The following is a 13,267-nucleotide window of genomic DNA, read 5'->3' as shown; positions in this document are numbered from 1 at the left end:
CCCGTGCCCCGCACGCTGACGACGCCCGCTCCGCCTCGCGTGGAGCCCGCCGCCATGCCCGCCGTGGCCGTGGCGCCGAACACGGGCAGCAAGCTCCTGGGGCCCACGAGCGCGCTGGCGCCGGGGGACCTCTTCGACCACGCCCGGGCCGCGGAGGCCGCCTTCACCGCCGGGGACTACACCACCTGCGTCACCGCCTGCACCGACGCCGTCCGCCGCGCCATGGCGTTCGCCGGTGAAGGCTCCCTGGCCCAGCAGGCCTTCCTGCTGCACGTGGATGGTTCGGACCTGCTGCGCCTGCAGGGGCTGTCCACGCTGCCGCAGCTGCGCGTGGATGACGCGGCGTTCGCGCTCTACGTCCTCATGCAGGTCTTCGTGCGACTCAACGCCGTGGGGCTTCCGACCGCCGGGTGATTCGCATGGGGCACGGCTCCCGGGCCGTGCCCCAAAGGCTCAGCGCGGGAGCGTGAGCTGCAACAGCCCCATGCGGTGCAGCTTCGCCAGCGTCTTGAGCGTCTCCAGCTCTCGCGCGGGGCTGGCCAGCACCAGCGTGGACACGTCCCACGTCCCGCTGACGAGCCCGGCGATCTGCCGCTCCTCCGGCTTGAGCATCACCATCGCATGGGGGGCCTGGATGAGCTGCGGCACCACCAGTGGCGGCAGGTCCGCGTAGAGCGCGGCCACGTGCTCGCGCTGCACCAGGCGCGCGAACTCGCGCACGCGCCGGTCCGCGGGGTCGCTGGCCAGCAGGGACGCGCACACGATGCCGGCCGCGTCGTACTGGCCCTCGCGCATCAGCACCGCGCCCTTCTCCAGCATCTCCGCCACCGGATCCGCTTCCACCTGTGGCGCGCCATCCACCTCCACCAGCTTCGCGCGCAGCAGCTCGTGCACCCGGCGCGTCACCGACGAGCGCGACACGCCCATGGACAGCCGCAGCCGCCCCAGGTTCTGCGGCGTCGTCGTCAGCGCCAGGATGATCCGGTGCATCAGCGGCTGGCTGGGGCTGGGCGGCGACAGCGCCTTCACGCTCAGCGCGTCGATGGGCAGCGCCTTGTCCACGTCCCCCTGCTCGTCCACCCAGCGCAGGGACTCGAAGAGCAGCTCGCGGATGCTCATGTCGGACGGCACCCAGTCCTCACCGGTGCGGTCCGCGTCCTCCGTCCAGTGGAAGGTGCCCTGCCCCGCGATGGTCAGGTCCGTCATCGCCGCGAACAGCTCCTCGCGGCCCAGGTCGCGCACCCACCGCGCCTGCACACCGTGCGCGTCGAAGGCCGCGTCCACGTCCGGCGTGCGCGCCAGCTCGTCGAACGCCGCCAGCACGCGCGTGCCCGCCGCCAGCTTCGGCAGCGACAACAGGCGGGCCACCCGGCCGCGCAGGCCTTCGCTCGCGGTGGCGCCCACCTGGCCGGACAAGAGGAACAACTTGCGCTCGCCTGCCTCCCACGACAGCTGGAGCGTCCCCGTCTTGCGGGAGCTGTCCAGCCATTGAAGGAACTCAGGGAGCGGGTAGCTGAAGAGGTCGCCGTGGATGGCCATGCGTGTCGGATTCGAGGATACAGTTCCAGGCCGTGCGCGTCGCGGTCCTGTTCATCGACGGGGTGGGCATCGGACGGAAAGACCCGGCCGTGAACCCGCTCGCGGACCGCGACCACCTCCTGGCCTGGTTCCAGGACGCCCCCGCCCCTCTCCTACCCCATGGCGGCGTGGGCCTTCCGGTGGACCCCACCTTCGGCGTGCCCGGCCGGCCCCAGTCCGCCTCCAACCAGACGGCTATCCTCACCGGAGACCCCGCCCCCGTCCTCGTGGGCGGCCACGTGCTGGGCTACCCCAACACCGCCCTGAAGGATTTGCTCGCGGAGCGCTCCATCGTACGGCGCCTCAAGGCCGCGGGCCGCACCGCCACCTTCGCCAACGCGTACCCCGCGCCGTACCTGGATGCGCTCGGCGTTCCCCGGCGCCCCTCCACGTCCCCGCCGGAGTTCACCCTGTCGGAGCGCGACGCGCGCAAGGTGCGCCCCTCCGCCGCCAAGCTCGCCTTCGCCGCGGGAGACGAACCGCTGCGCACGCTGGACGACGCGCGGGCCGGCGACGGCCTCACCCACGACATCACTGGCGTCGCCGCGCGCGCATACGGATTGGACGTGCCCCACCGCACGCCCGGAGAAGCCGCGGCCCTCTTCTGGCGCATCGCCGGACAGGCGGACTTCACCTTCTTCGAGCACTACCTCGCCGACGAGGCCGGCCACGCCCAGGACTTCACGGCCGCCCGCCTGGCACTCGACACCTTCGACGCCTTCCTGCGCGCCGTGGCGGCCACCCGCCCGCACGACGCGCGCGTGTTGGTGTGCAGTGACCACGGCAACGTGGAGGACCTGTCGGTTCGAGGACACACCGTGCACGCCGTGCCCATGCTCTACTTCGGCCCCTCCGCCCCGGAGGTAGCGTCGTTCTCCACCGTCGCGGACGTGGGCCGCTCGGTGATCCGCTGGCTCGGGGCCAACTAGAGGGACGCAGGATGCGGGTGGGCGGTACCGGACGATGGAGCCTGTTGCCCGCCCTGCTCGCGGTAACGGTCCTCCTTTCCGCGTGCGCCGCCGCGCCGAAGAAGTCCGACAGTCCCACCGCCACGCTGGCGCTGCCCGGCGGTGAGTTCCTCTTCGAGCACTCCGCGAAGGACACCCAGGCCGCGGACATGGTCCGCCGCGCCGTGGAGAACGCCGCGCCAGGCCTGGCCCGCTGGGGCACCTTCCAGGAGCCCGTCACCCTGGTCATCCACCCGAACCACGCCGCCCTGGAGCGCGCCGCACGCCGCTCCGGCTACGACTTCCTGCGAGCCTGGGCCCGCTACGAGCAGGTGGAGGTCCAGAGCCCCCGCACCTGGACGCGCGCCGGCGCCACCCAGAAGCAGGTGGACGAGCTGCTCCTGCACGAGCTCACCCACAGCCTCATGTGGCAGGCGTCCGCCTCCGTGTCGGACTGGACGAAGAAGGGCATCCCCATCTGGTTCAGCGAGGGCATGGCCTCGTACACCGCCGGCCAGGGCTACCGCGTCCCCAGCCTGGAGGACCTGTCCCGCTTCCTCCACCAGTACCCCCAGGCGGATCCGCTCGCCCGCGCCGAGTCGCTCTACGAGACCGAGAACGCCACCGTCTACGGCGCCGCCCACCACGCCTTCACCTTCCTCATGGAGCGCTACGGAGAGGCGCGCATCCGGGGCGTCCTCGCCGCCATGCGCAGGGGCCAGGACTTCACCGGCGGCTTCCTGGAGGCCATCGGGCTGCCCGTGGACGCCTTCCTCCGCGACTTCCGCCGCTACGTGTACCTGAGGGGCTTCAAGGGGGGCCGGCTGACCCCACCCCTGGTCCTTCCACGCCCGGAAGGGCGCGGAATTCCTGGGAATCCAAAGCTCCCAGCGCCACCTGCCCCACATTCGCCCACTTCCACGCCACCGGACACAACTCCGGTGGCCCCAAGCCCGACAAGTTGAGCAAGCCCGCTATGCGTGGGCCGCCGGAGGTCTCCCCCGTGACCGATTCGAAAATCAACCGCCCGAAACCCACCTCGTCCCCCACCACGGGTAACACCACGACGGATGCCGCCACGCTGGCCGAGCGGCAGAGGGCCGCCGCCGCGAAGGCCGCCGCCGCGAAGCGCAACCAGTCCGGCTTCGAGTCCGCTCCCGCGACGGGCGCTCGCGCTCCGGTGGCCGGCACCGGCAACCTGGCCCGCTCCGCCAACGCGAGCGCGCTGTTGGGCGCCGCGCCCACGTCCGCGGTGAAGAACGGCGCGACGGTGGCGAACCCCACCACGCGCACCATCACGTTCACGTACGACGCGGGCCCTCACGCGGAGCTCACCAACCCGAAGCTCAAGGGCAGCTGGGACACGGACGGCCGCTACAACGCGCAGTGGTCCTCTGGCGGCATCCCCATGAAGTCGCTGGGCAACGGCAAGTACGAGGCCACGGTGAAGGTGGCGGACGACGGCCTGGCTCGCAACTGGGAGTGGGGCGTCAGCGTGGACGGCCCGTCCGGCAAGGACCAGTGGGCGGTGATGGGCGAGGGCAACCTCAAGTTGGACCTGTCCAAGTCCACCGCGTCGTACTCGCCCACGACGTACCACACGATGGGCGCGCAGAAGTCCGGCCAGGACGTGAACTTCAAGTTCTGGGCGCCGGACGCGCGGGCCGTGCAGGTGAAGGTGACGGACAAGCAGGGCCGCGAGCAGCGCATCCCCATGACGCGCGACGAGGGCGGCAACTGGACCACGCAGGCCAAGGGCGCGTGGGCCCAGATGGAGGGCAAGGCCTACGTCTACGAAGTGGTGGACTCCACGGGCGCTGTCAGCGACCGGCCGGACCCCTACGCGCGCCGGATGATGGGCGAGCAGCGCGGCCTGGACCGGCTCTACCTGGACCCCACGCGCGGCAAGGAGGTGGACCGCTACTTCACCGGCGCCACCGGCCTGATGCGCTTCGACATCGACAGCGCGGAGGACGCGGACAGCGCGTTCCTCGTCCTCAAGGACGGCGACGGCAACCCGCTCAACAAGCAGCAGCTCCAGGAGCGCCTGGGCAAGTTCGACGACACGCTCATCGACAAGCTGCACGGCGGGAAGCTCAACGACTTCTGGTCGCGCAACGTCACCGACGACGGCCGCATCAAGATGACCAACCAGGCCGGCGCGTGGACCGCGCTCGTCAATGATCCGGAGAAGCTGGCCGGCCTGCGCTACGAGTTCCAGGTGTTCGACAAGGACGCGCAGGGCAAGCTCCACCTGCGCGACGACGTGAACAACGACGGCAAGCTCTCCGACACGGAGCGCCTGGCGTCAGCGGAGAACGACCCGTGGAGCGACCTCATCACCACGGGCAGCGGCGTGTCCTTCCGCGGCTCCATCCTCACCGACCCCACGACGTTCCAGTTCAAGAACGACGACGTCCCGCGTGAGAAGGATCCGTCGAAGTGGGTGGTGTACCAGCTCCACCCGGGCAGCTTCCTGGGCGAGGCGGGCAACGCCAACCGCTCCACCATGGAGGACCTGATCAAGAAGCTGGATTACTTCAAGGAGCTGGGCGTCACCACGCTGGAGCTGCTGCCCACCAACGAAGTGGAAGGCGCGCGCAACTGGGGCTACCTGGGCGTCAACAGCCTGGCCACGGAGAGCTCCTTCGGCTTCGAGGACGAGACGGGCCAGTGGGTGGAGGGCGATGAGGCCCTCAAGCGCTTCATCGACGCGGCCCACGGCAAGGGCCTGAACGTGGTGTCGGACGTCGTCTACAACCACGTCTTCGGCGACCACAACGGCCTGTGGAACGTGGGCGGCCCCAGCAACCCCTACTTCAACTGGTCCAAGGAGCCCGGCCAGTTCGAGCAGCGCGACACCCCGTGGGGCGCCGTGCCCGCGTACAACACGCCGCAGGTGAAGCAGCTGTTCGTGGACCATGCCGTGCAGCAGATCGCCGAGCTGAAGTTCGACGGCCTGCGCTTCGACTTCACGGAGCCCATCAAGGGCACGGGCGGCAAGGACGGCTGGGAGATGCTCCGGGAGATCAACCGCCAGGTGCACTTCATCAACCCGGACGCGTGGACCGTGGCGGAGCAGTTCGACTACGAGCCGGACATCTCGCGTCCGGCGAAGTCGGACGGCACGGGCGGCGGCTTCGACGCCCAGTGGTACACGGAGTTCCAGCACCGGCTGGTGCGCGACAACAGCAAGCCGGGCCTGATCCAGGCCGCCTCGCGCGGGATGAAGACGGACGTGGACGCGTTCGTGAACCTGATGACGAACCCGCGCGGCCTGGACGGCTGGAAGCACGCGCTGTCCATCATCAGCAACCACGACGAGGTGGGGAACGCGGAGCGCACCATGAACACCGCGGAGGGCGCGGAGGCCACCGACTTCCCGGACAACTGGTCGCGCGGCGCCGCCCGCTTCGCCGCCGGCATCGGCATGGCCGGCCCGGGCATCCCCATGTTCTTCCAGGGTGACGAGTTCGGCGCCCAGAACGACTTCAAGTGGGGCAACCCGTCCACCTGGGACAGCGACTGGAGCTGGCAGGACGTGGGCCAGGGCGTGGACTTCGGCAAGGTGACGTTCAACGACACCACCAAGGCCACCTACGAGCGCCTCTTCGAGCTGTCCCCGGACGCGCGCGCGAAGGACAGCGCGTACAAGGCCTTCTCCGCGGACGACAAGAAGCTGTTCTCGGAAGTGGCCGCCCTGCCCGCCTCCGAGCGCAAGGACGCGATGCTGGACGTCACCCGCCGGCAGTCCTTCAGCTTCTACAAGGACTCCATCGGCCTGCGGAACAGCAGCGACGCCTTCAGCGCGGCGGCGGAGGTGAAGCGCGTCTACACCCACAACGACGACAGCGTGATGGCCTTCACGCGCAAGTCGGGCAACGAGGAGTTCCTCGTGGTGGGCAGCCTCAACCAGAAGAACCTGGAGGGCTACTCGCTGCCGCTGCCCCCGGGCCAGTGGAAGGAAGTGCTGAACAGCGACGCCTCCGTGTACGGCGGCGGCAACTTCGGCAACTACGGCGCCACGCTGAACGGCGGGAACACCCCGGTGAACATCCCCGCCGCCGGCTACGTGGTGCTGAAGAAGGTCGGTTAGTCCTTCTTCGCCTCCGGTCCGGCCGTCCCCTTCTGCGGGGCGGCCGGGCTGGGCAACAGCGGCGGCCGGTCCTTGCCCTCCATGGTGCGCTGCAGCTCCAGCTCCTGGAGCAGCACCGCGGGCGCCACGGTGGACACGGGCACGTTGCCGCTCTCCGCGCCGCAGAAGCCGTTGAACACGCCCAGCTTCTGCCCCGTGGCGAGGATGCGGTTCACGGACGACAGCGGCGTGCCCACGATTTCAACCCCGCGCACCAGCGTCTCCTCGCCGGTCTTCACGTCCACGCGGTACACCATGCGCGGCACGCCCTTGAAGGCCTGGTAGCCGTAGCTGGACGTGTTGGTGTTGCCGCCGGTGATGTCTCGGATGATGAGCCCGTACGGCTTGCCCTGTCGCTTCGCCTCCGCGACGAGCATCTTCTTCAGCTCCGCGTCGCTCACCTGCTTCGTGCTGTCCACCAGCAGGTTCGCCATGCGCGCCACCGGCTGGAGCGTGCCCTGCCCGCGCCCGTGGCCGTTGGACTTGGGGAAGCCCTCCACCGGGTGACGGCTCATCAGGTAGCCCTTGAGCACGCCCTTCTCCACCAGGCTCACCGGCTGCCCCTTCACGCCCTCCTCGTCGTAGAGGTAGTAGCCGTTGAGCGGCTCGCCGTTCACCTCGCGCCGGGACGGATCATCCCGCAGCGACAGGAAGGCCGGGAGGATCTGCTTCCCCTCCTGTCCCTTGAACGTCTTGCCGTCGGTGTCGCCGTCCTGCCGGTCCGCTTCCAGCCGGTGGCCGAGCGTCTCGTGGAAGAGCACGCCCGCGGCCTCCGGCGCCAGGATGGCCGGGCCCGCGTACGGGGTGATGGCCGGTGCCTGCCGCAGCGCGAGCAGCTCGTCGATGACCTTCTGAGCCGCCGCGTGCACGCGCGCCTCGTCGGGCATCCCCGCTTCCGTGGGCAGGTAGAAGCTGCGCGAGTTGTCGAGCAGCTGCCCGTCCGGCGCGCGCGTCACCGCGGAGACGTGGAACGCGTACAGCGTCTCCTCCGTGATGAGGCGCGTGCCTTCCGACGACGTAAACAACCGCGTGACCTTGTCCGCGGTGATGCGCACTTCTGAATCGAATAGCTCCGGATGCGCGTTGAAGCGCGCGGACACTTCGCGCGCCAGCTTGCGCCACTTCTGGCGATCAAAAGGGAACGCCACCGGCGGCTGCACGTAGGTGGCGGGCGTCTCCTTGGAGAAGGACGCGGGGCGCTTGGGGTCCTCCACCGAGTAGACGTCCTCACCCTTCTTCTTCAGGTACTGGAAGAGGGCGGCCTTGTACTTCTCGTCCGTGACGAGCCACAGCGCCGTGCGCAGCGCGAGCGGCGAGTCGTCCTGCGGCCCGTCCTTGCGCGCGGTGAAGCTGGAGCCCTTGCTGGTGCTGAAGCCGAAGTCGAGCGAGTCCGCCACGGAGCTGTCGTAGTCGTAGCTGCCCACGCGCACGTCCACGCCCAGCTTGCGCTCGCGGTAGTCGTCGTCCTGGAACAGCGCTCCGTAGCGCGCGATGATCAACCGCGACTCGTAGTCCTTCACGCCGTAGCTCAGGAAGTACGGCGCTTCATGGCCGTTCACCTTGAGCTGCTGCTGGTTGCGCTGAAGCTCCGCGCTCATCGCGTCCAGCAACGGAGCGCGAGGGTCGGGAGCGGGCGCCGCGCCCATCAGCAGCGACGCGGCCATGAGCATCGGGAACAGGGGACGGGAGGAGCCGGGCACGGCCACGCACTGTAGCCAGAAACGCGGCGAGGGCCCTCCCCTCACGCACCCTGGCGTGAAGCGAGGACCCTCCTGCCCGCATGCTCTGTTCGTTACAGGCCTACGCCTTGACGATCTTCTCGCGGCCCTGGGTGACGGCCTTGGTCGCGTTGCGCGTGTCGACGACGATGTTCGAGCGCTGGACCAGCTCGTTGTAGTCGATGTGCGAGTGGTCGGTGAGGATCATCACCGCGTCGTACTGGCTGAGCGTCTCCGGGTCGAGCGGGACGGACTTCATCTCCATGTTGAAGCCGTGGCCCTTGTGCAGCTCCTTCACGAACGGGTCGTGGTAGGCGATGTCCGCGCCCTTCTCCTTGAGGAGCGTCATCACGCGCAGCGACGGGGACTCGCGGTGGTCGTCGATGTCCTTCTTGTACGCCGCGCCGATGCAGAGGACCTTCGCGCCGTTGAGGACCTTCTTGTTCTGGTTGAGCGCCTCCATCGTGCGCTGCACCACGTAGTAGGGCATCTGCCAGTTCACCTCACCGGCCAGCTCGATGAACTTGGTGTGGAACTCGAACTCTCGCGCCTTCCACGTCAGGTAGAACGGGTCGATGGGGATGCAGTGCCCGCCCAGGCCGGGGCCCGGGTAGAACGGCTGGAAGCCGAAGGGCTTGGTGCTGGCGGCCTGGATGACCTCCCACACGTCCACGTTCATGCGGTCGCAGAGCATCTTCATCTCGTTGACCATGGCGATGTTCACGCAGCGGTAGATGTTCTCCAGCAGCTTGGAGAGCTCCGCGACGCGCGTGGAGGTCACCGGCACCACTTCCTTCAGGGCGCTGCCGTAGAGGGCGACCGCCACCTCCAGGCACGCGGGCGAGTAGCCGCCCACGACCTTCGGAATCGTCTTGGTGTTGAAGCCCTTGTTGCCCGGGTCCTCGCGCTCGGGGCTGAAGGCCAGGAAGAAGTCCACGCCCGCCTTGAGACCGTTCTTCTCCAGCAGGGGCTTGAGGATCTCCTCGGTGGTGCCCGGGTAGGTGGTGGACTCCAGGATGAAGAGCTGGCCGGGGCGCACGTACGGCGCCAGGGCCTCGCCCGTCTGGATGATGAAGGTCATGTCCGGCTCACGCGACGCGGTCAGCGGCGTGGGGACGCAGATGATGACGCAGTCGAGCTCGCGGGACTTCGCGAAGTCGTTGGTCGCCTTGAGCTTGCCAGCGTTGGTGAGCTCCGCCAGCGGCGCGCTGGGGATGTGCTTGATGTAGCTCTCACCCTTGGCGATCTTGTCGATCTTGCGCTGGTCGACGTCCAGCCCCGTGACCGGGAAGCCTGCTTCCGCGAAGGCCATGCCCAGCGGAAGACCGACGTACCCGAGACCCACCACGCCCACCTTCGCTTCCCGATTCTGAATCCGACCCAGCAACGGGTTGCCAACCATCACGCGCATTGTCGTTACTCCCAGCAGTTGACGTGCGGCCTCGCCGGCTCACACGTCCCGACCCACACCAATCACCTGAAGACGAACACCCACCCCAACCATGCCGGAGGCGTCAGCTGCCTCCGGAACTCCACCGACACCGCCGGCACCACGCGCCCATACGCGGGCGAGTAGCGAGACGGCACGAGCAGGGTCTCCAACCCCCGCCCGAAGAGCACCCAACCCGCGGGTGCATCCGCCGGTCCAATCTCAAGGGCCCGCGCATCGAAGGCCTCCGGGCCCTCCTGCACGCGCCCCGCACGCGCCACCACTTCCGCCGCGGGCTGGCACCACCGCGCCTGCGCATCTGGCAGGTGCAAACGTCCGACCACCTCATGACGGCCCGTTCCGACGAGCCGGTCCCCCACGGCCAGCGCGCGCACGTGCCGGTCGAGGAAGAAAGTCCTCTCAATCCCTACCGGGGCCGGCAGGTGGCGGTAGCCGTCGTGGCGCACCACCAACCGGTCATGCTTCGCGCCGGGCTGGAAGGCCACGACGCGAGCCCGGGCATCCTCCGGCAGCGCGAACAGCCGCGCCGGATCCAACGGGGCCTGCTCCGCCCCATCCACCTGAAGCGTGTTGTGCGCCGCGGTGCTCCGCATCGCGTTGCGCAGAGCCGGATCCCGCGTGTACGAACCCGTGCCTGAATCGACGATGACGGGGCGGCCGGCGAGGTGAAGCTCGAAGGAAAGCTTGTCGTTGTGGCTGTGTCCTCCGACGCCCCGCTGCCCCTGCTTTCCGGCCGAGACGGTGAGCACGACCCCTTCGCCGCGCAAGATGTGAAAGCCACCTTCCGAAAAGCTTACCGACGCGGGCGCCGGAGCCACGGGCAGCGCGTTGAAACGCACCAGGCCCGCGTCGCCCAGGAGCCACGCCGCCTCGTCCGGGAACACGCCGCCGCCCAGCCCCGCATCGTTGAAGAGCGCCGCGCCCAGCCCCGCGAGGTAGCTGTGATCCCCGTCCTCGCGCTCCTGGAACGGGAACACGCGGCCGCTGTCGTTGTCGCCAATCTGTGGAGCCAGGCCGGCTTCCGACGACCACGCGCGGGCCGCGACGAACATCAATCGCAGACGCGCTTCATACGCGGGGCCCATCGACACGCCCGCGCCGCGAGCGACGAGGAAGGCCAGCGTGAACAACTCCACCGACAGGCGGTGGTAGGGAATGGAGCCCTCGAAGGACGTGCCTTCGGGGTGGACCTGCGCCTCCATTTGAGTGCGCAGGCCGTTCGCCGCGAGCGCCACCTGACGGGGCGCGCCGGGCAGCTCCGGAAAGAGCAGCCCCACCACCGCCAACCCCACGTAGTTGGAGACGAGGTGGTTGTTGGGCACCGCGCTGGTGTCCTCCAGGTGGGCTTCCACCCAAGCGCAGTGCTCCGCGAGCGCGCCCAGCACGGGCACCAGGAACTCCGGACGGCGCACTTCCGGCGCGTCCGCGAACATCACCAGCGCCTGCGCGATGTTGGCCGCGCGCAAGCCAATCTCCATGGGGCACGTCCAATGGACGCCCATGCCCACGGGGTTCGCCTGCAGGAAGTCCAGCGTCTGCGCGACGAAGGCCGTGGCGAAGCGCGAGCGCTCCGCTTCGGTGTCCGCCACCCACGCGCCCTGGGCCAGGGCCAGCGCGCTGTCCAGCCGGGCCATCACCCACGGGTACTTCGGATCCATGCCCGTCACGTGCAGCGGCATGCGCTCCACTGGATCCACCGGGTACTGCCGGCCGCTCACCGGCTCCAGGGACCAGTCCACCGGCTTGCCTTCGCCGAAGGCCACCTTCATGCCGAAGACGTCCCACTCCTGACGGAGCGCCTGTTCGGCGCGCTCGAGCGTGCGCACCTTCGCGCCCGGAAGCTTCTGGATGGCGGCGCGAGCGGACTCGCGCTGCGACAGTTCGCACCAGGCGCGCGACGTGCGGTGATCCAGCGCGAGCGTCACCAGGTCCTCGGCGCGGGTGGCGCCGAAGGACTCCAGCAGCTGCGCCTCGTCCACCTGCTCCCGGCGGCGGTACAGCGCCTGCCGTGCGACCTTCTGGACCCGGCGGACCGCGCTCTTCGCGAGCGCCCCAGGCGCCATCCGAGCCATCGTCGCGTAGTAATCGAGAGTACCCATCCGCCCCTTCCCGCCCAGCCTGACGTGGGCTGGTGATAGCAAGCGGCTGGCCAAAACCTTTTCCCAGCAAGAGCAAGGGTTTGGCTCGAGGGGGCTGCCCGAACGGCGGTAAAAATGTCCGCCCGGCGTGATCAGCGTGGGTAAAGGATTGCTGCCTGGTGCGGAACGGAAGTGCTCCCCGGTGGAGCCATTGCGCCTCTTGACGGGCATGACCATTCCTTGGCGCGTGCGGGCTGGGGCTTGGATGGGGCGGCGCATCGAGGACGACCTCGATGCCAGGATGGAAACGACGCTGACGGCGGTGGCCGAGCAGGCGCTGCGCAAAGGAACGCGCGCGGGCCTGGAGGCTCTCCTCAAGGCGTCCTTGCGGCTGACCGGTGCGACCGGCGCGGCCCTCTATGAAGGACGCGTTTGCGTGATGAAGGTGGGGAACGTCCCCGCCCGTCGCGCGGATGCATCGAAGCGGTCCTCTGTCATGGAGATATGGCCCGCGCCACTGACGACGTCGCAGCGGAGCGTGGTGGCGCGCTTCAGCACGTTCGCCCCGGCGCTGCTCGCGGCGCATTCGCGCGAGGCGGCCCAGGGCGCACGACAGGCCCGGCTGCTGGAAGCGAAGCGGCGCCTGGAGCGCACCGTGGCGGTGCAGGACAAGCGGCGCTCGCGCGCGGCGCACGACCTGCGAACACCGCTCATGGTCATCAAGGGCTACGTGGACATGATGCTCAAGGGCACCGGCGGACCGCTGGGCCCGCAGGCGCAGCGCTACCTGGAGCGCATCGCCAAGGTCGCCGCGGATCAGAAGGAGCTCATCGACCGGCGCCTGGCACCACCCGTGCCGGGCCTGGATGACCTGCGCCCCGTGCTGACGCGCGCCTTCGCGCCCACGCGAGGCCGCGCCGCCCCCACGCTGACGCTGCCCGCGGAACGGACCGTACCGGTGAGAGGCGCCCGGGCGGACTGGGAGCTGCTCGCCCGCACCCTCGCCAGGGGCACCGTTGGCGCCGTAGCGGTGGACGTCCACCTGGGCCCGGCCCAGGAGGCCTCCCAGTGGCTGCTGCGCGTCCAGGCCTGCCCTGGCGCGGCCCTGACGGCGCGGACGCAGGCCATGCTCCAGCAGCTCACGGAGCGGCTGGGAGGCACGATGGCCGTGGCCGTGGAGCCCCGCCTGGAAATCACCCTGGTGCTGCCGGGGGATGACGCCTTCCCCGTACCTGCCCACTGCTGAGAGTATGAGAAGGAGGGAGACGTCGGGCCAGTGCGCGAAAGGTAGGCGGAGGTCGCAACTCGCCTACTCGCAACTGCGATAAAAGGGAAAGCGGTTTTCCTTCCTGACCCCGAAG

The 13,267-nt window shown here is 69.4% G+C and carries 8 protein-coding genes and 1 pseudogene; 5 read left to right on the top strand and 4 right to left on the bottom strand.

Annotated features, from left to right (window positions below; all coding sequences use genetic code 11):
* A pseudogene (locus tag D7V77_RS04210) lies at positions 1-414 on the top strand (GTP-binding protein); the annotation flags it as partial.
* A 39-nt stretch (positions 415-453) separates the two neighbouring features.
* On the opposite strand, the gene D7V77_RS04205 reads toward D7V77_RS04210, so the two are convergent.
* On the bottom strand, positions 454-1,539 hold the full coding sequence (locus D7V77_RS04205) for a DUF4388 domain-containing protein (RefSeq protein ID WP_120574968.1): 1,086 nt from the start codon (positions 1,537-1,539) through the stop codon (positions 454-456).
* Positions 1,540-1,571: 32 nt separating this feature from the next.
* Between D7V77_RS04205 and D7V77_RS04200 the strand changes: the two genes are divergently transcribed.
* The 3 genes from D7V77_RS04200 to D7V77_RS04190 are packed head-to-tail and all read left to right on the top strand — an operon-like array spanning position 1,572 to position 6,621.
* Complete coding sequence (locus D7V77_RS04200; RefSeq protein WP_120574978.1) at positions 1,572-2,507, top strand: metalloenzyme; 936 nt, start codon at positions 1,572-1,574, stop codon at positions 2,505-2,507.
* Positions 2,508-2,518: 11 nt separating this feature from the next.
* Positions 2,519-3,490, top strand: coding sequence for a hypothetical protein (locus D7V77_RS04195; protein WP_120574967.1), 972 nt, complete (start codon positions 2,519-2,521; stop codon positions 3,488-3,490).
* A 38-nt stretch (positions 3,491-3,528) separates the two neighbouring features.
* Positions 3,529-6,621: an alpha-amylase family glycosyl hydrolase gene (locus tag D7V77_RS04190; RefSeq protein WP_120574977.1), complete on the top strand. Its 3,093-nt coding sequence runs from the start codon at positions 3,529-3,531 to the stop codon at positions 6,619-6,621.
* On the opposite strand, the gene D7V77_RS04185 is transcribed toward D7V77_RS04190, so the two are convergent.
* The 3 genes from D7V77_RS04185 to D7V77_RS04175 all read right to left on the bottom strand — a co-directional run bounded on the left by D7V77_RS04185 (position 6,618) and on the right by D7V77_RS04175 (position 11,927).
* Complete coding sequence (locus D7V77_RS04185) at positions 6,618-8,360, bottom strand: TldD/PmbA family protein (protein WP_304485865.1); 1,743 nt, start codon at positions 8,358-8,360, stop codon at positions 6,618-6,620. The two genes, D7V77_RS04190 and D7V77_RS04185, sit on opposite strands and share 4 nt — an antisense overlap.
* Positions 8,361-8,460: 100 nt before the next feature.
* On the bottom strand, positions 8,461-9,780 hold the full coding sequence (locus D7V77_RS04180) for a nucleotide sugar dehydrogenase (RefSeq protein WP_120574975.1): 1,320 nt from the start codon (positions 9,778-9,780) through the stop codon (positions 8,461-8,463).
* A 71-nt stretch (positions 9,781-9,851) separates the two neighbouring features.
* The gene (locus D7V77_RS04175; protein WP_172813900.1) at positions 9,852-11,927 is read right to left on the bottom strand and encodes an alginate lyase family protein; all 2,076 of its coding nucleotides are present in this window, start codon (positions 11,925-11,927) and stop codon (positions 9,852-9,854) included.
* 280 nt (positions 11,928-12,207) lie between these two features.
* Here D7V77_RS04175 and D7V77_RS04170 point away from each other — a divergent pair, with 280 nt between their 5' ends.
* Positions 12,208-13,152: a histidine kinase dimerization/phospho-acceptor domain-containing protein gene (locus D7V77_RS04170; protein WP_233596676.1), complete on the top strand. Its 945-nt coding sequence runs from the start codon at positions 12,208-12,210 to the stop codon at positions 13,150-13,152.
* Positions 13,153-13,267: the final 115 nt, after the last annotated feature.

The organism is Corallococcus sp. CA041A (assembly GCF_003612075.1).
Classification (GTDB): Bacteria; Myxococcota; Myxococcia; order Myxococcales; family Myxococcaceae; genus Corallococcus; species Corallococcus exiguus.
The sequence above is the reverse complement of the archived record's forward strand: the minus strand, read 5'-3'. Positions and strand labels throughout refer to the sequence as shown.

Coding starts and splice junctions, on each gene's coding strand:
- D7V77_RS04205 (WP_120574968.1), bottom strand. CDS start 1,539: ATGGCCATCCACGGCGACCTCTTCAGCTACCCGCTCCCTGAGTTCCTT.
- D7V77_RS04195 (WP_120574967.1), top strand. CDS start 2,519: ATGCGGGTGGGCGGTACCGGACGATGGAGCCTGTTGCCCGCCCTGCTC.
- D7V77_RS04180 (WP_120574975.1), bottom strand. CDS start 9,780: ATGGTTGGCAACCCGTTGCTGGGTCGGATTCAGAATCGGGAAGCGAAG.
- D7V77_RS04175 (WP_172813900.1), bottom strand. CDS start 11,927: ATGGGTACTCTCGATTACTACGCGACGATGGCTCGGATGGCGCCTGGG.
- D7V77_RS04170 (WP_233596676.1), top strand. CDS start 12,208: ATGGAAACGACGCTGACGGCGGTGGCCGAGCAGGCGCTGCGCAAAGGA.